The following is a 17,642-nucleotide window of genomic DNA, read 5'->3' as shown; positions in this document are numbered from 1 at the left end:
GTACGCCTTGGGTTTCACAGCTCAGCTGAATCCGGTGTCGAGAAGGAGTTGGCCCACTGGTGCAGTGCTTCGTACTGCGCCGCCAGGGAGTGCGTCGAGGATCCCCACGGCTCCTTGAAAAAGAAACCGAGCTCCCCCACCACGCCGTGCGCGCCGCGCATTCGGGCCATCGACAGAAGTCGTGCCACGTCGAGAACCAGCGGCGCAGCCAGCGCGGAATCCGGTGCAGACCAGGTAGTTTGCAGCGTGATCTGGCCGCCCAGAAATCCCGTTGCATGGATGAAGTCCCACGCAACCTTGGTTTCCCCCAGATCGGGCACATAGTCGATGTGCAGCGGAGCGGTGACGTGGCCGCCGAGCATCTGCTGGATGCCACGCTGCTTGCTGGCGAGCTTGGACTGCACCGCGACCGGGTCGGCCAAGGTGGCGCCGTCACCGCCCCCCAGCAAGTTCGACCCGGCCCATGAGTGAACGTTCATCGCGCGGCTGGCAAACATTGGCGCCAACACCGTGCGCAGCAAGGTCTGGCCTGTCTTGGCATCCTGACCCGCGTAGCTGATGTCGGCCTCGGCAGCGAGTTGGCGCAGCGCGGGGATACCCAAAGACGGCGACGGCGTGAAACAGGCATAGCCGGCGCCGATACGTATTGCGGCCAGCGCCGTCAGCGCACTCGCCGGCAGCAGCGCTCGGTTCTTCTCGCCCAGCGCGAGACGCAACAGTTGCGGGTCGCGGTACTCCGGTAGATCGGCAACCGGCGGTTGGGTCGACGCGACGTCGATGACAACCAAACCATCCAGCCCATGACGCGATATGAACGAGGCCATCGCATCGCAGAGCCGGTCGACCAGTTCGGCTTGGGTGCTCGCACCGGCACTGCAGGGATCCGGCGTGGCCACACAAGAAGGACCGACGATCTCGTCGTCGGTGGCTGCCAGCCGATCGGAGAGTGTGGCCACCACCTGGTGCGGCAGAAGTCCGGCTTCCACCAGGGTCTCCGCGCGCTTGACCAACGAGGTGGTGGTGAGGTCTCGTCCGCCCACCACAAAATCGGAGTAATTCGGCAGCGGCACGTTGGCAAAGTCGGCATTCGAAGTCACACAACCGGTTTCAGATACCAGACCCGCGCTCAGCGCATACAAACCGACGATCGACGTGGTCGCCACCGACCCCCGGGCGCCGCTGAGCCACAGACCGCAGCGCTGGCCTGCGGTTGCCTCGGATCTGGCGCGATCGCGGTTCATAGCCGTGCTCACTTGTTCGACAATTTCTTGAAAATTCGGCGTGTCAAACTAGCTTTTCCAAACAATTGATGCTAACACCGCGCGGGTCGAACGTGCCTGGTCAAATGGCGCGCGATGTGACGAAATCAACTGACCCGCGAAAGCGGTAGCGTGGACTCGATGAGGGTCAACGCACGCTTCGCTCCGTTGCGGTGGTCGGTATTGCGGCTGGCACTGGCATTTCGCACCCTGCTCAGCACGGGCCAGGTCGGCGACGGCCGCGAGGCAGCGGCTGTCGACTATGTGCTTGAGCACGCCCGCGCCGGCGATATCGACGACGTGCTGGCCGCCATCGACAAGTTCGCCTACGAAAAGTCCATCCTGGTCAACGTCGGCGACGAGAAGGGGCTGCTACTCGATGCCGCGGTGCGGCGCGCCGATCCGGCGCTGGCGCTGGAACTGGGCACCTACTGCGGGTATGGCGCGCTGCGGATCGCCCGGGCCGCACCGCAGGCCAAGGTCTACTCCGTCGAACTTGCCGAAGCCAACGCCGCCAACGCCCGACAGATCTGGGCTCATGCGGGCGTTGCCGATCGCGTGACATGTGTCGTGGGCACCATTGGCGACGGCGGACGCACCCTGGATGCACTCGCGACCGAGCACGGATTCGCCCCCGGTGCGCTCGATTTCGTCTTTGTCGATCACGACAAGAAGGCCTACCTCGACGACCTGCAAAGCATCCTGGACCGGGAGTGGCTGCATCGGGGCTCGATCGTGGTGGCCGACAACGTCAAGGTGCCCGGCGCTCCCGAGTACCACGAATACATGCGGCACCATCAAGGCACGCTGTGGGACACCACCGAGCACAAGACCCACCTCGAGTACCAAACCCTGGTATCGGATCTGGTGCTCGAATCCGACTACTTGGGGTGACCCGCGCTAGGTGGCCCGGGGGTGCGCGCCGGCCCACACTTCGCGCAGCGCGTGCACGGTGACCAGCGTGTAGATCTGCGTCGTTGTCACCGAGGCATGCCCCAGAAGCTCCTGCACCACCCGGACATCCGCGCCGCCTTCCAGCAGATGAGTCGCAAACGAATGGCGCAGCATGTGCGGCGATACCCCCGAGGTGATGCCGGCGCGTTCGGCCGCATCCTGCAACACCTGCCAAGCGCTTTGGCGCGACAGGCGACCGCCGCGCGCGTTGAGGAAAATCGCCGGGGTGCCGCGGCCGCGGCGGGCGAGCTCCGGACGTCCGCGCACCAGATAGGCGTCCAAGGCTTGTACCGCGGGACGCCCCACCGGCACCAGCCGCTGCTTACCGCCCTTGCCCTGTAACAACACCGTCCTGGCCTGCGTATCGATATCGTCGACATCGAGTCCGACCGCCTCGGAGATCCGAGATCCGGTGGAATACAACAGCTCCAGCAATGCCCGGTTGCGCAGCGTCAGCGGGCCGTCCGCCGGATTGTCACCACCGGCACCCTCGAGCAGGGCCAGCACCTCATCGATGGTCAGACTCTTGGGCAGCCTCCGGCCCGGTGTGGGCGGACGCACGGCGCGCGCCACATCCAGCGCGGCCAGTCCCTCGGCGGCCGCGAACCGATGCAACCCTCGCACCGCAATCAGCGCCCGGGCTGCTGACACCGCCGACAGCCCGAGCACTCCGGATTCGGGATCTCCCCGTCGCAGGGCGACCAGGAACTCGCTCACATCGTCCTCGCCCACCTTGGCTAAATCGGTGATCCCCCGGTCTTCGAGGTGCTTGGAGTAGCGGCGCAGGTCCCGCCGATAGGAGCTCAACGTGTTGGCGGCAACGCCACGTTCGATCGCTAAATGGTCGAGATAACCCTGCAACTGCGTGTCCAGGGTCAGCGTGCTCACCGCGAATTCTTCCGCGCCATGAACGCCGTCGGTCTGTCGATCCAGGGACTGTCCAGCGGGCGCGGCTGGGCCAGCCCGGTGGAGATGGAGTGGGCGGCCAAGACGCCGGCCACCGCGATGGCGTTGACGATCTCGCCGGTGAACACCTTGCGCACCGCCTCGGTGAGGGGAAACCACCGCACCGTCATATCGGCTTCTTCGTGATGCCCCTCGGGCTGCTCGACTTCACTGAGCCCGGTGGCCAGATAGACCCGCACCGACTCGTCGCTGAATCCGGGCGCGGAGTCCAGGTCGATGAGCACCTGCCAGTGCTCAGCCTGCAGACCCGCCTCCTCATGCAGTTCGCGCGCCGCGGTGGCATGGGAGGGTTCTCCCGCGGCATCGCGCAGCCCGGCGGGAAGTTCCAGCAGCCGCCGCCCGAACGCGTGGCGGTACTGGTAGACCATCGGGATATTGCCGTCGTCATCCATCGCGACGATGGCAACCGCTCCGTAGTGCTCGATGACTTCGCGCACCGCAGTGGTGTCACCGGGCATCCGCACCCGATCTCGACGCAGCGCGAAAATGGCCCCGGTATATAAGGTTTCGGACGAGATCGTCTCGAAGTCGTGCTCAGCCACGGTTTGCGGGCTCAGGTATCGACTGCCCGACCTGATCGCGCCGCTCAGCGCCGTTGGAAACCCGCTCGGGCATCTCCACCGGAAGCAGCTCGCCCTCTTTGTAGTCGATAGCCGCCTTGACGAACGCGGCGAACAGCGGATGCGGCCGGGTAGGCCGGCTCTTCAGCTCGGGGTGAGCCTGGGTGCCCACCACGAACGGGTGTTGCTCGGGCGGATATTCGACGAACTCCACCAAGTGGCCGTCGGGTGAGGTCCCCGAGAAGCGCAGCCCACTTTCGGCAATCCGCTCCCGGTAGGCATTGTTGACCTCGTAGCGGTGCCGGTGCCGTTCGGACACCTTGGTCGATTGATATGCCTCGGCCACAATGGAACCCGATTCCAATACGGCGGGATAGGCACCGAGCCGCATGGTGCCACCCAGATCGGCCTGGCCGGACACGATGTGTTCCTGATCGGCCATCGTGGAGATCACCGGGTCAGGTGTACCGGGCTCGAACTCGGCCGAATTGGCCTCGGTCAGCCCCACCGAGCGGGCGGCTTCGATCACAATGCACTGCAGCCCCAGGCAGAGCCCGAACACCGGCAGACCGCGCGACCGCGCGTAGCTGATGGCGCTGATCTTGCCCTCGATGCCCCGGATACCGAACCCGCCGGGAATCAGCACCCCGTGGACGTCGCCCAAGGCGCTGGCGACGCCTCCGTCGGTCTGGCAGTCGTCGGAGCCCACCCAGCTGATTTCGACCTTGGCCCGATGTTTGAATCCGCCGGCCCGTATTGCCTCGATCACCGACAGGTAAGCGTCGGAAAGCTCAACGTATTTACCCACCAGAGCAATTCGAACCGTTTCCTTCGGTTCGTGCACCCGGCGCAGCAAATCGTCCCACTCGGTCCAGTCGACGTCGCGGAAGGGCAGGTTGAGCCGGCGTACCACGAACGCGTCGAGCTCCTCGCGATGCAACACCTTGGGGATGTCGTAGATCGAGGGCGCGTCCGGGGTGGAGATGATGCCGTCAATGTCCACGTCACACATCAGGGCGATCTTGTTCTTCAGCGCTTCGGGAACATCACGGTCACAGCGCAGGATGAGTGCGTCCGCAGTGATACCGATGCTGCGCAGTGCGGCCACCGAGTGCTGGGTCGGTTTGGTCTTGAGCTCCCCCGAGGGGGCCAGGTATGGGACCAGCGACACATGGAGAAAGAAGACGTTCTCGCGCCCCAGGTCGTGGCGCACCTGGCGGGCGGCCTCGAGGAATGGCTGAGATTCGATATCGCCTACCGTGCCGCCGATTTCGGTGATGACGACATCGGGGCGGCGGCCGTCCGCGTTGGGCTCGGCCATCGCCATGATGCGCCGCTTGATCTCGTCGGTGATGTGTGGGATCACCTGAACCGTGTCGCCGAGGTACTCGCCACGGCGCTCCTTGGCGATCACCGTCGAATAGACCTGCCCGGTGGTGACATTCGCCGACCCGGATAGGTCGCGATCCAGGAATCGCTCATAGTGGCCGACGTCGAGGTCGGTTTCGGCGCCGTCTTCGGTGACGAAGACTTCACCGTGCTGGAACGGATTCATGGTGCCCGGATCGACATTGAGATACGGGTCGAGCTTCTGCATGGTCACCCGCAGACCGCGGGCGGTCAACAATTGACCGAGGCTGCTTGCCGTCAGTCCTTTGCCGAGTGAAGAAGCGACACCACCGCTGACGAAGAGGTGCTTAGTAGCGGTTTGCGGATGCCTACGCAAGTGAGCGACCTCCGTGAAGACGGGCAGGGTTTGAATTCTTCGGACATTCCTAGCCGCAACCAGCTAGGCCTGCCGACCCACGGAAACCCACCCTAACATCCGCAGCGCTAGCCCGCGGATAACACGCCCGAGTGGAGTTACTGAGCGACCGTGACCGACGTCGCACCGTGGCCGGTGCCGTACTGCCCCGGATGACCGCCGTTGATGAGATCGTGCAGGGCAAGGATCGTGGTGATCCGCCCGGGGGCAACGTCAACATCGTCGACCGTGCTGATGGTGGCCGCCATCCCGGCATCGGCCCGGGCCACCGCGACGGCCGCGGCGCCGGTCGAGGAACCGTCCCGACCGGCCAGCACGGTGCCGGACCCGTGCGGCGCCAGCGCCGCGGCGAATCGCGCCACGCTGGCACCCTGGTTGCCGGCATCGGCGGGCAGCGCGCCGCCGGTGATGACGATGGCGGCGTTTGCTGCGCCGATGTGATCGCTGGGCTGATAGGTGATGAACCCGGTTTCCCGCAGGGCACCCAGCACGGTGTCGCGCTGTGCGTCATCCACGCCCGGGCCCGCCGCCGGGTCCGGTTTGGCACTGGTCAGCAGGGCGATCCCGAGCAAGTCCCCGGCCTGCGATCCCTGGTCGACGAGCTTGGTGCTCAGTTGCGCGCCGGGCGGCAGGACGGTCGAGTCCACCACCGAACGCAGCTTCTCCGCGGAGTTGGCTTCCACGAACTCCTGGGTCAGCGACACGGTTCCGGGCACCGAGCCCCCGGCCTGCGCGACGATCTTTGTCACCGCGGCGACGTCGTCGTCACTGGCATCCGGAGTCCGGAAGATGATCACCGATTTCCCGGCGAGAGCGTCATGGACGATGCGGCCCAGCATCTGATTATCGAAATCGTTTGCTGCGCTAAGTTTCTCGTTGAGAGCGTTGCGCTGATCATTGAGAGTGCCGATCTGCGTATAGAGATCGCGCTTCTCGTTACGCAGACTCGACAGCAAGGTGTCCGAGAAGAAGCCCGAACCCAGCACCACGCCGATCGCCAGTGCCAGAAAGACAGCCGCCAGCGAGATCGCGTGTTGGCGTAACGAGATCATAGAAGCACCGTCCTCGAAAAGTTAGGTGACCAGGTGCTGCACCCAAAGGGAGAAGCGGTTCCAGTAGTCGACGATCCAGTGCACCACCACCCCATCGGTGCGTGACACCCACAAGACAACGATGATGGCGATCAGCATCGTCAGGGCCAACAACGCAATCGCCCCGGCCGAAATGTGGTTGCGGTACAGCGTTGCGACGGCTTTGGCGTCAACCAGCTTCTCCCCCACCCGCAGCCGGGTCAGGAAGGTCGACGGGTTGCTCTGCACCCGGGTGCGGTCGAAGAACGTCTCGATGTTGGCGTTGTGACCGGCGGTGACCAGCAGCGCCGCGCCGTGGTGATCGGCTAGCAGCAGCGCCAGATCGGTGGCCGAGCCGGCGGCGGGAAATGTCATCGCACCGACCCCGAGATCCTGGATCCGCTCGAGCCCCGGGGCGTGGCCGTCCGCATCGGCGGGCAACACCACCTGGGCACCGCACTTGAGCACCTCGGTGCTGATCTGGTCGGGGTCGCCGACGATGAGCTGCGGCCGGTAGCCCGCCTTGCGCAACACGTCAGCGCCGGTGCCGACACCGACCAGAACAGGCTGGTACTCCTTGATGAACGGCTTCAAAGACTTCAGATCATCGGCGGCGCTCGGCTCTTCGGCGACGATCACCACGTGCCGGCGGCGCATGTCGACGTCGATATCGGGAATGCCGATTCCGTCGATCAACAAAGGGCTTTCGCTGCGGATGAACTCAATTGTGTTGCCGGCGAACGCCTCCAGGTGGGCAGCCAGTCCGCTCTTGGCCTCCCGCATCAGATCGGCGATGTCATGATCGGTGCGCTCGGTGCCGCGGATCAGCCGCCGGTCACCCGAGTACACCCCGCCCTCGTAGAGGCGCACCTTGGACCCGTCCTTGACCTTCTTGAAGATCTCCAGCCCGGTCTCGTCGATGAGGGTGACGCCGTTGTTGACCAACACCTCGGGGCCCAGGTTGGGATAGCGACCCGAGACCGACGACGAAGCGTTGACGACGGCGGCGACACCGGATTCCACCAGCGCGTCTGCGGTAATGCGGTCCAGGTCCAGCACATCGAGGACCGCGATGTCGCCGGGACACACCCTGCGCAGCAGTCGGTCGATATTCCGATCAACCCGGGCGGTGCCGATCAAGCCGGGCCGAGCGGTGTTACGGGACAGAAGCGCAGACATCTTCATGGGGGGGATTCTGTCGGTGAAGCGCGGCCTAGGCGGGGAGGCGCGCCGTAACATCAGCCCCATAAGTTATATGTCGTCACACCTGTCACAACCCCATTGCGGGGTTGTTCGCCGATTTGTTGCCGTACTTCAACAAGACAGCGACGCGCGCTGACTAATCGCTGGCTAATCCTTGTCGTTCCGCGCGGTATCGAGCAGCTCACGGGCATGCGCACGACCGCTGTCGGACTCCCCGAGCCCGGCCAGCATCCGGGCCAGCTCGCCGACGCGCTCATCGTCGGAGAGCCGCCGCACCTCGCTGGCACCGCCCTTGGTGCTGTGCACCATCAGATGCACGTCGGCGTACGCGGCGACCTGCGGCAGGTGCGTGACGACGATGACCTGATGAGTGCGCGCCAGCCGCGCCAGGCGGCGCCCGATCTGGACTGCCGCCCAGCCTCCCACGCCGGCGTCGACCTCGTCGAAAACCATCGTGGTGCCGGCCGCCGATGCCGCCAGCACGACCTCGAGCGCCAGCATCACCCGGGACAGCTCGCCGCCGGACGCGCTCTTGGCCAGCGGCAGCACCGTCATTCCACGGTGCGCCGCGAAGCCGAATTCAACCAGGTCGACACCGTCACCACCGGCGCGGACCCGCTCGCCGGTCGGCAAGGTCAACGCGGCGGCATCGTCCTCGTCAGCCACCTCGACGCCGACGGCGATGGTGAATTCGGCATCGGCCATCGCCAAAGCGGACAACTCGGCGGTGACCTCCTTGGCCAGCCGCTTGGCCGCCTTGGCCCGCGTCCTGCTGAGCTCGGCCGCCGCCTGCGCGACTTCATGCTCCAGCTCGCCGGCACGGCGTTGCAGCGCTGCCAGACCTTCCTCGGACACGTCGAGTGCGGCCAGCCGGGCACGTGAGTCCTGGGCCCACGCCAAGACCCCGTCGATGTCGGCGGCATACTTGCGGGTCAGCGTGCGCAATTGCGCTTGGCGAGCCAGCTTGGTGTCCAAAGCGCTGGCGTCGGCCGGCAGGGCATCCACATAGGAGCCGAGTTCCCCGGCCGCATCGGAGACCACCGCCAGCGCGTCGCTGACCTGCTTGGCCAGGGCCTGCAGGGTGGCGTCGTCGCTGGATTCCAGGGCCGCTCGGGCCCGGCCCAGACACTCGGCGGCACCGGTCCCGAATGCTTCTTCCGATGCGCCCGACAACGCGGCGCGCGCCGCCGACGCGGCCTCGCGCAGCGTGTCCAGCTCGGAGAGCCGCGCGATGTCGGCCACCAACGCGTCGTCCTCCCCGGGCTGCGGGTCGACGGCGTCGATCTCGTTGAGCGCAAACTGCAGCCGATCCGCCTCCTGGGCCAGCTCTCGAGCCCGGTTGCGGCGGTCCAGCAGATCACGTCGTGCCGACAGCCAGGTGTCACGCAGCTTGCGGTAGCGCTGTAGTGCGCTGGCGCTGGTCGCAAAGCGGTCCAACGCCCCGCGCTGTTCCTCGGGCCTCATCAGCCGCAGCTGGTCGTTCTGCCCATGCAGGGCGAGGAGTTCGTTGGTGAAATTGCTCAACGACTTGGCCGGCACACTGCGCCCGCCCAGATACGCCCGCGACGGACCGGAGCTGCTGACCGACCGCAGCGCGATCACACTGCCGTCCTCGTCACGATCTGCCCCCGACGCGTCGAGCATGTGATCCAGGTGTGCGGTCGCGCTCTGGTCGAGATCGACGGTGGTGAAACGGCCCTCGACGATCGCGCGGTCAGCACCCGAACGAACCCGGTTGGCGTCGGCGCGGGCACCACCGAGCAGGTGCAGTCCGGTGACCACCATCGTCTTGCCGGTGCCCGTCTCGCCGGTCAGCACGGTCAGGCCACGATCGAACTCCGCGGTCGCGGCGCTGATGGCGCCAAGCGATTCAATTCGTATCTCGGTCAGCACAGGTGCGAGCCGCTACTTCCCGCGCCAGCCGGTCACCGGCAGGCGGAACTTGTGGACCAGGCGATCGGTGAACGGCGCGCTGTCCAGGCGGGCCCACTTCACCGGGGTGTCACAACGGGTCACCTCCAGCCGGCTGCCGGCCGGCATCAACATCTCGCGGCGACCGTCGCAGAACACCATGGCATCGTGCCCGTCCGGCTCGATCTCGACGGCGATCGTGGCCTCGGGGCTGGTCACCATCGGCCTCCCGAACAGGGCGTGGGCATTGTTGGGCACCACCAGAATCGCTTCCAGATCCGGCCAGAGCACCGGACCACCCGCCGAGAAGGCATAGGCGGTGGATCCGGTAGGAGTCGACACCAACACCCCGTCACATCCGAACGCCGACACGGGTCGCCCGTCTATTTCGACGACCACCCCCAGCACCCCCAGCCGGGGTCCCTTTTCCAGGCTGACCTCGTTGAGCGCCCATCCCTTTTCGAGGTCGCAGCCGGCCTTGCGCACGACGACGTCCAGCGTCAGGCGTTCCTCTACCCGGTAGTCGCGCGCCACCACGTGGTCGAGCACCCGGTCGATGGCCTCAGCCTCGGCTTCGGCCAGGAAGCCGATCCGCCCCAGGTTGACGCCGAGCACCGGAATCTGCGCGTTGCGGGCCAGCTCAGCGGCCCGCAGGAAGGTGCCATCGCCGCCGAGCACCAAGACCAACTCGCAGCCGTCGGCGGCGCGCGGATCCGCGTCAACCACTTCGATATCGACGCCCAAGGCCCGCATGTCGTCGGGCGCCAGATGCAGCGACCCCCGGTCTACCGCCTCCGCCGAGAGCACCCGAAGGGCAATACCGTTGTCACCCAGGACCTTCTCAACCCGTCGTGCGGTTTCAGTGGCTTCGTCGCGCCCGGTGTGGACCACCAGCAGGACGGTACGGGTGGCGGTCACTGCGGGCCTCGTTCCGCGTGCCCGGCCGGTTGTCGGCCCGGACCTTCGGCCACGGCAGTTTGGATCGCATCCGAAAGCGCGTCATCGGACAACGGCCGATCGGTCTGGGCGCGCAGCCACAGGAAGTATTCGACGTTTCCCGATGGACCGGGCAGGGGGCTTGCCGTGACACCGACGGTGTGCCAGCCTAGCTCCCCGGCGCGCCGCGCGACCGACAGCACCGACCCGGCGCGCAGGCCGGGATCTTGCACCACTCCGCCAGCACCGACCTGGCCCTTGCCGACCTCAAACTGTGGCTTCACCATCGGAACGATATCGGCGTGCGGCAAAGCACACGCAGCCAGCGCGGGCAACACCGTGGTCAGCGAGATGAACGACAAATCGGCCACCACCAGGTCGACCTGCCCGCCTATGGCCGCCGGGGAGAGGTCGCGAACGTTGGTCCGCTCGATGACAATCACCCGCGGATCACTGCGCAGCGACCACGCAAGCTGGCCGTACCCGACGTCGGCGGCGACCACCTCGGCCGCGCCGCGGTCCAACAGCACCTCGGTGAACCCCCCGGTCGACGCGCCCGCATCAAGACAGCGACGGCCGTGCACATCAATGCCGAAAACGTCCAAGGCACCGATCAGCTTGTGGGCTCCGCGTGATACCCAGCCGCGTTCGCTGTCGGCAGCGACCGTCAGCGCGGCCGTAGCCGCCACCGCGGTGGCCGGCTTCACCGCCGGCAGGCCATCGATGCGCACTTTGCCGGCGCTGATCAATTCCGCGGCCTGCTGGCGGGAACGTGCGAGTCCCCTGCGCACCAGCTCGGCGTCAACGCGGGTACGCCGTGCCACGCCGCACTCAACCTTTCTCCGCCGACTCCAAGGCCTGCAACAACACGTCGTGTGCCTCCGAAAGGCGACGGGCAATGTCTTCCAGCTCAGCCAGAGACGGCCCGTTTGCACCATCCGCGACCTCGGGCAATTGAGCGAGTAGCGATTCGATTTCTGTGCGAATTTGGTCAGGATCAATAGTCATCGGACTCCCTACGCTAGTTGGCCGCTACTCGCTGTGCACCAGGGACCAGCGGTGCAGGGCCTCCCACGCGTGGTCGTCACCGCCGTTCACGGTGAACGGCCGGCCGTCGAACTGGGCATCCCACACCGCGCACGCGACGGCACGCACGATCGACAGATCGTCGCCCGCCTGCTCGCCGTTGGCACAGACCGTCACCGCCGCGCCGTCGATCTGCACTCGCCAGCCGGCCTGCGGTGCTACCACCAACGCGGCGCAGTCCTGGCGCAGCGAGCGCAGGTCATGGCCGATATATGTGGGCCGGCAAACGGGATCGGCATGCACCGCATCCCGTGCGCTGCTGACCCCGGTGAGAACCATGAGACTGGGCAACCCGGCGGCGTTGGCCCCCTCGATATCGGTGTCCAGCCGGTCGCCGATCACCAGCGGGGCACGGAAGTCGCCACGCCCCACGGCGTCTTTCATCAGTTGTGGCCCGGGCTTGCCCGCCACCTGGGGCTGCGCGCCGGTGGCGGTTCGCAGCGCGGCCACCAACGATCCGTTGCCCGGCAGCAGACCGCGCTCGGTGGGCAGCGTTTTGTCGACATTGGCGGCCACCCACAACGCGCCGGCCCGGATGGCCAGCGCCGCCTCGGCAAGCTCGGGCCACCCGATGGTCAGGGAAAGCCCCTGGACGACGGCATCGGGTTGGTCCTCGAAACGGCGCACCGGACGCAGACCGGCCGCGCTGATTTCGTCGGCCAGCGCGTCGGTGCCCACGATCAGTACCTTCGAACCCGGCGGCAGGGCGGCGGCCAGCAGATGAGCGGCACTCTGAGCGCTGGTGACAACGTCTTCGCTGGTGGCCGTGAAGCCGAGCTCGCGCAAGTGCACCGCGACCTCGCCGGCGCTGCGCGACGCATTGTTGGTGACAAACAGCTTGCGCGCCGTGACCTCATCCAGCGACTCGACCGCGCCTTCGGTGGGCTGGCTGCCGCGGAACACCGTCCCGTCCAGGTCGATCAGCAGGCAGTCATATTCCTGCGCAATGTTTTTCACCGCTACTCGGCCAGTTCGTCGACTCGGTCCTCGGCGTCGGTGACGCCTTCGCTATCGGCGGCCGCCGAACGCAGAAACCAATGCAGCGCCTCGTCGCGACGGCCGAGCGCCAGCAACGTGTCGGCGTAGGCGTAGAAAAGCCGAGCCGCGGTCGAGCCGGTCCGGTCCGGATCCAGCTGCGGTGTGGACAACAGGGTCAGCGCCTGCTCCAGCTGTCCCAGATCTGCCCGGGCCCCCGCGGCGACAATCCGCAACTCGTCGGCGTCGTCACCGCTGAGCTGCGTCGCTTCGGGACCGCGGGCCAGGTCGATGGCCCGCTGCGGGCGCCCGAGGCCACGCTCACAGTCAGCCATCAGCGCTAGCAACGCGGACTTGCTGCCCATCCTGCGCGCCGCTCGCAACTCGGCCAGGGCCTGACCCCAATCACCGCAGTGATAGGCCGCGATGCCAACGGCTTCACGAACCACGGCGATCCTGCTGGAGCGCGCCCGAGCCGCGCGCGCGTGCGCCAACGCGGCCTGCGGGTCCTCATCGAGCAGCTCACCGGCTGCCACCAGGTGGCGGGCGACGGCGTCGGCGGTCGCCCGGTCCAGGGTGCTCAATTCACGCCGGATCTCGGGTGCCAGTTGCTTGGCGTCCACGCCGGGCGGCACCGCCGGACCTTCCGGCCGCGCGCGGGTCCCGTCACCGGACGCGTTTTGCGGCTGAGCCGGACGCGCTCGGCCCGGGCCCGACCACGAACCGTCACGATCCCGCCGTGGACCGCGCCGTGCTGCGTCGCCCGACGCCGATCGCAGTCGTCGCTGCCCACCGCGACCGTGCCTGTCGTCGACCACTCGCTAGAGGTTACGGGCACGCCGGGCAGGCTCACAATCAGCCCGGATGGGCCCAGTGGGTCAGGCCTGCAGCCGGTTGGGCAGCAGGGGGTAGATCACCGCCGGGCAATAGGTCGCTATCGCGACCACGGTGAACGCGGCCGCGGTCTCGCGGGGCATCCCGTTCTTGTCGACCATCCTGGCCACCACGGACTCGAACGTGCCGTTCGGCTCCACCGCCATCGGGCACACCGACCTGCCCATTGCCATGGCTGCGGCGGGCTGACTGTAGGAGATGCCGGCGTTGTTCAAGGCCGTCAGGAAGGCATTGCCCATCATGTCCGCGTGTATCGGAGCCGCCACGGCCGCCGACACCCCGAACACCCCGGCGGTCAACGCCAGGAATCGAAGGGCCAGCGCCGGTCCGCCCGCGCGGCAAGTCCGTGGTGCACCGTCTGACTGCTGTGTCATCACCCGTTTTCACCTGTCAGTCGTGGAGCTCCGGACGCACAAATCACCGTGTGACAACAGTGCTCAACGACAGTCACATTCACGCCTCGGTGGGGTAAAGGTTTGCACACTAACGCGTTTTGCCGCAGGTGGTGAGGGGGCCAGGCGCTAGGACAGCCGCTTCTTGTCCCCCAATCGGGGGACAAGAAGTATCGGGCGGTTGGGGGATCTGAATTTCCCCTTCCAATCAGCTGGTTGTGGGATAGCGGCGGGGTCGCGCCCCCCGCAGAATGGTTTTCAGCGCGGGAACGAAACAAGAAAACGAACCCGCTACCAGCACCGCAACTAAATAGACCAATCGGCGGGGGCCTCTTTCGCCCCCATCCCCCCCCAAGTATTGAGGCCCCCGCCGACCCCCCCTTCACCCGAAGGGCAGCAACTAAATAGACCATCGGCGGGGATCTCATACGCCCCCATCCCCCCCAAGTTCTGAGATCCCCGCCGAACCTTCCCTGGACAGGGAAAACCGTGTCGCTCCGCGACACCGAGTAACTGAATAGACCATCGGCGGGGATCTCATTCGCCCCCATCCCCCCCAAGTACTGAGATCCCCGCCGAACACCACTTCGCACAGCAGACAGAGAGAGCTCAGCGCTCATCTGATCCCCGACTGCCAGCGGGGTCTCATCGCCGCCCCCCTCCCCCCCCGCGATGAGATCCCGCTGGATCTTTTTCAGCGACTTTTCATGGCCCCTGTGCCGGCTCGAACTGAGTAGCGTGAAGTAATGTCCAAACCTCCACGGCTTGGTACGCGGCAGTTGCCCCAAAAGCCGAACGGTCCGGATTGGTCGCACTGGCCGGTTCGAGTCCTCGGGCACGCCGACCCCACCACGATCGGGCACCGAGCCGGTACTCACCGGACCATTTCTCCCGATCAAACCTGGCAGGCGGTCCAACCGCTGCTGGCGCAAGCCGGAATCACCCGCGTCGCCGACCTGACCTGGCTCGACGATCTCGGGATTCCCACCGTGCAGGCGGTGCGCCCCGCCTCCCTGACCTTGTCGGTGAGCCAGGGAAAAGCCACCACTTACCGGGCCGCTCAGGTGTCGGCCGTGATGGAGTCCCTGGAAAACTGGCACGCTGAAAACGTCACGCCCACCATGTTGGCAACGCCGGCAAGGGATCTCACGGCGGAGCTGACCTACGACCCAGCCGACCTCAACCGGCCGGCTGGCAGTCTGTATCACCCTTCGGCCAAGCTCGACTGGATGGTCGCGACAACTTTGTTGAGCGGCCGACGGACCTTCGTGCCGTGGCTGTCCACCGTGGTGAATGTCGCTGTCAACGATTCCTGGGGACCTCCGATGTTCGGCATGGACACCACCGGATTGGCTTCGGGCAACAGCTACCACGAAGCGACAGTGCACGCGCTCTACGAGATCATGGAGCGCCACGGCATGGCCACCGCCGAGCCCGGATCGACCCTTTTCCATGTCCCCCTCGAGGACGTCGCCCGCTCCGACTGCGCCGAATTGGTCCAAATGATCCACCAAGCTGGAAGCGAAGTGCAGGTCGCTCGCATCGACACGTGGGACGGGTTCTATTGCTTCGCCGCCGAGCTGACGTCGCCGATGTTGGAAGTTCCGTTCAGCGGCAGCGGACTTCACCATGACCCCAATGTCGCCCTGTCCAGGGCGATCACCGAAGCCGCACAATCGCGCTTGACCGCCATCAGCGGAGCCCGCGAGGACCTGCCCTCAGCGATCTACCACCGGTTCGCCCGGGTTCACAGTTATGCGGCGGTGCACCGATCCATGCAATCGATGCCCGACGCCGAACCCACCGCGTGGCACATCGACTACACCAACTCGCTGGGCGAGCTGCTGGCCACCGCAGCGACCGCGGTGACCAAACGTTCTGGCACCGAGCCGCTCGCGGTCGTCTGCGAATTCGCCGACGCCTGCGTTCCGGTGGTGAAGGTGATAGCCCCCGGTTTGTCCGCTTCGATAGCCTCGCCGATGCGAACCCCGCTGCAGGAGCACCAGTGACATTCACGACAACCGGCGGACGGATCGTCGTCACGGCCGGGCCCACGATCGGCGCCGACGACGTGCACGCCGTGGTGCCCCACGCTGAGGTGGTGCCGCCGATCGCGTTCGGCCACGCTCTTGGCTACGGGCTGCGGCCCGGCGATGCGCTGCTCATTGTCGACGGCTTGTTCTTCCAGCAGGCATCGGTGCGTCACAAGGAACTGCTGACCCTGATCTCCGACGGCATTCGGGTCGTCGGTTCGTCCAGCATGGGAGCATTGCGAGCCGCCGAGCTGCACCCGTTCGGCATGGAGGGTTACGGCTGGGTTTTCGAAGGCTATCGGGACGGGCTGCTGGAAGCAGACGACGAGGTGGGGATGGTGCACGGCGATCCCCAAGACGGTTACCCCGTCTTCGTCGATGCGCTGGTCAACATTCGGCAAACCTTGGCGCACGCCGTCGAATCCGGTTTGCTACCAGCAGCTTTAGCGGATCAGCTGATCGACACGGCCCGCAGTACACCGTTTACCCAGCGGACCTGGAATCGCCTGCTGGACACCGTTGGCGCCGGCGAGAGCCAGAATCTGGCAAAGCAGTTGAGGTCTTTGCGAGTGGACATCAAACACGCCGATGCGGTGCTCGCGCTTCAAGAAGTGCTCCGCGGTCAAGCCAGTACCGCCGTGCGGCCCGGCCCACCCCCGACCGTGTGGTCGGAGCGCTGGCGGCAACGCTGGTCACCGCCGACGCCGGTGGCTTTGGACACCGCGGAGAGCGCCGAGCCCGCGATCGACGCCATCGACGCCATCGACGCCATTGACGTTGCCGATATCGACGTACTTTCGCTGCTGAGCTTGTGCGCCAGCGATCGGTGGGCCTACCTGCCCGCATTGGAGCAGGTGGCCGCCTGGCACTGGAGTTTGAACCACCCCGACGCCAGCGGCAACGTCGGTGACCGGGCCGCGCTAGCTGCCGCCGAAGTCCCCTGCGACAGTTACCAACTCTCGCTGGAGACGGTCGCCCACCACTACGCATTGGCAACCGGCATCATCGACGACGCAGGTTTTCCCGAGGACGTCAGGGCGCAGTGGCTGACCGCCGAAGAAAATTCCGCCCTTGGCGACGACGCGGTTGCGGTGTCCGCGCGGCTGACTACCCGCACCTTGTTTTTCGCCCGATCCCTGCCTGCCGTCGCGCATTTCCTGGACCTGCTGCGCGGCGACCCCCGGCTGCCGGAATGGCGCCTCATGGCCGCACGCGCGGTGGCCCGCCGCGATGAGCTGGCTCGTCAAAAACCACATTTGAACCTGCGTCGCCCGGATCCCGCACTGCTCAAGCAGCTGTTCGGCACGATGTGGGGCACCCCGGTGGATCGGGTCGAGTTGGCCCAACGTGGCTTGATGACCGAGGACGCCTTCTACACCGCCGCCACTGTCTACGCGGTAGCCGCTGCCGACGGCCAGTTGCCAGCCATCGAGGTCGGCAGTCTGGGGCCCGTTCAGTCACGCCAGTCGCCTCCGGCCCACTAGCGACTCTCGGGCGGAATCTGCTACCGAATTGGCGTCCAGCGGGACGCCGATCCGTATTCGAAAAATCCAGATATCCCACGAAGTCTCGCTATACAATCATTCACTTCCGATAATTCGGATTGCGTGAAAATCGGCGCGAAATATTCACCGAGTA

General features: G+C 66.1%; 16 protein-coding genes. 3 read left to right on the top strand and 13 right to left on the bottom strand.

The window, feature by feature from the left end:
• Positions 1–14 precede the first annotated feature (14 nt).
• Positions 15–1,241, bottom strand: a complete 1,227-nt coding sequence (locus CCUG20998_RS12120) for an inositol-3-phosphate synthase (RefSeq protein WP_020728791.1) — start codon at positions 1,239–1,241, stop codon at positions 15–17.
• Positions 1,242–1,400: 159 nt separating this feature from the next.
• On the opposite strand from CCUG20998_RS12120, the gene CCUG20998_RS12115 reads away from it, so the two are divergent.
• Positions 1,401–2,153, top strand: a complete 753-nt coding sequence (locus CCUG20998_RS12115) for an O-methyltransferase (RefSeq protein WP_020728790.1) — start codon at positions 1,401–1,403, stop codon at positions 2,151–2,153.
• A gap of 6 nt (positions 2,154–2,159) precedes the next feature.
• Here the strand turns inward: CCUG20998_RS12115 and xerD are convergent, their stop codons facing one another.
• The 12 genes from xerD to CCUG20998_RS12055 all read right to left on the bottom strand — a co-directional run bounded on the left by xerD (position 2,160) and on the right by CCUG20998_RS12055 (position 13,953).
• A complete protein-coding gene (gene xerD, locus CCUG20998_RS12110; protein ID WP_012394246.1) occupies positions 2,160–3,101 on the bottom strand; it encodes a site-specific tyrosine recombinase XerD in 942 nt (313 codons plus the stop codon).
• Positions 3,098–3,721: an NUDIX domain-containing protein gene (locus tag CCUG20998_RS12105; protein WP_020728789.1), complete on the bottom strand. Its 624-nt coding sequence runs from the start codon at positions 3,719–3,721 to the stop codon at positions 3,098–3,100. The genes xerD and CCUG20998_RS12105 overlap by 4 nt, the downstream gene beginning before the upstream one ends.
• Positions 3,714–5,465: a CTP synthase gene (locus CCUG20998_RS12100; RefSeq protein ID WP_020728788.1), complete on the bottom strand. Its 1,752-nt coding sequence runs from the start codon at positions 5,463–5,465 to the stop codon at positions 3,714–3,716. Before CCUG20998_RS12100 ends, CCUG20998_RS12105 begins: the two co-directional genes overlap by 8 nt.
• 137 nt (positions 5,466–5,602) lie before the next feature.
• On the bottom strand, positions 5,603–6,556 hold the full coding sequence (locus tag CCUG20998_RS12095; RefSeq protein WP_020728787.1) for a copper transporter: 954 nt from the start codon (positions 6,554–6,556) through the stop codon (positions 5,603–5,605).
• Positions 6,557–6,577: 21 nt separating this feature from the next.
• A complete protein-coding gene (steA, locus tag CCUG20998_RS12090) occupies positions 6,578–7,759 on the bottom strand; it encodes a putative cytokinetic ring protein SteA (RefSeq protein ID WP_020728786.1) in 1,182 nt (393 codons plus the stop codon).
• A 165-nt stretch (positions 7,760–7,924) separates the two neighbouring features.
• Positions 7,925–9,670 carry a DNA repair protein RecN gene (gene recN, locus CCUG20998_RS12085; RefSeq protein ID WP_020728785.1) on the bottom strand — a complete coding sequence of 582 codons (1,746 nt, stop codon included), beginning with the start codon at positions 9,668–9,670 and terminating at the stop codon, positions 7,925–7,927.
• A gap of 12 nt (positions 9,671–9,682) precedes the next feature.
• Positions 9,683–10,606: an NAD kinase gene (locus CCUG20998_RS12080; protein ID WP_012394240.1), complete on the bottom strand. Its 924-nt coding sequence runs from the start codon at positions 10,604–10,606 to the stop codon at positions 9,683–9,685.
• The gene (locus CCUG20998_RS12075; RefSeq protein ID WP_020728784.1) at positions 10,603–11,448 is read right to left on the bottom strand and encodes a TlyA family RNA methyltransferase; all 846 of its coding nucleotides are present in this window, start codon (positions 11,446–11,448) and stop codon (positions 10,603–10,605) included. Before CCUG20998_RS12075 ends, CCUG20998_RS12080 begins: the two co-directional genes overlap by 4 nt.
• Positions 11,449–11,455: 7 nt before the next feature.
• Entirely contained in the window at positions 11,456–11,632 is a 177-nt protein-coding gene (locus tag CCUG20998_RS12070; RefSeq protein ID WP_012394238.1) for a hypothetical protein, read from the bottom strand.
• A gap of 24 nt (positions 11,633–11,656) precedes the next feature.
• A complete protein-coding gene (locus CCUG20998_RS12065) occupies positions 11,657–12,667 on the bottom strand; it encodes an HAD-IIA family hydrolase (protein ID WP_020728783.1) in 1,011 nt (336 codons plus the stop codon).
• A 2-nt stretch (positions 12,668–12,669) separates the two neighbouring features.
• Positions 12,670–13,503, bottom strand: a complete 834-nt coding sequence (locus CCUG20998_RS12060) for a tetratricopeptide repeat protein (protein ID WP_172607130.1) — start codon at positions 13,501–13,503, stop codon at positions 12,670–12,672.
• A gap of 60 nt (positions 13,504–13,563) precedes the next feature.
• A complete protein-coding gene (locus CCUG20998_RS12055; protein ID WP_012394235.1) occupies positions 13,564–13,953 on the bottom strand; it encodes a DUF732 domain-containing protein in 390 nt (129 codons plus the stop codon).
• Between the two features lie 764 nt (positions 13,954–14,717).
• Between CCUG20998_RS12055 and CCUG20998_RS12050 the strand changes: the two genes are divergently transcribed.
• Both CCUG20998_RS12050 and CCUG20998_RS12045 read left to right on the top strand, forming a co-directional pair.
• Positions 14,718–15,980 carry a YcaO-like family protein gene (locus CCUG20998_RS12050; protein ID WP_036455634.1) on the top strand — a complete coding sequence of 421 codons (1,263 nt, stop codon included), beginning with the start codon at positions 14,718–14,720 and terminating at the stop codon, positions 15,978–15,980.
• Entirely contained in the window at positions 15,977–17,488 is a 1,512-nt protein-coding gene (locus CCUG20998_RS12045) for a TfuA-like protein (protein WP_020728780.1), read from the top strand. The genes CCUG20998_RS12050 and CCUG20998_RS12045 overlap by 4 nt, the downstream gene beginning before the upstream one ends.
• The last annotated feature ends 154 nt before the right edge of the window (positions 17,489–17,642 follow it).

The sequence above is a fragment of the Mycobacterium marinum genome (assembly GCF_003391395.1).
Lineage (GTDB): Bacteria > Actinomycetota > Actinomycetes > Mycobacteriales > Mycobacteriaceae > Mycobacterium > Mycobacterium marinum.
This window is presented reverse-complemented; position numbering and strand designations above follow the sequence as displayed.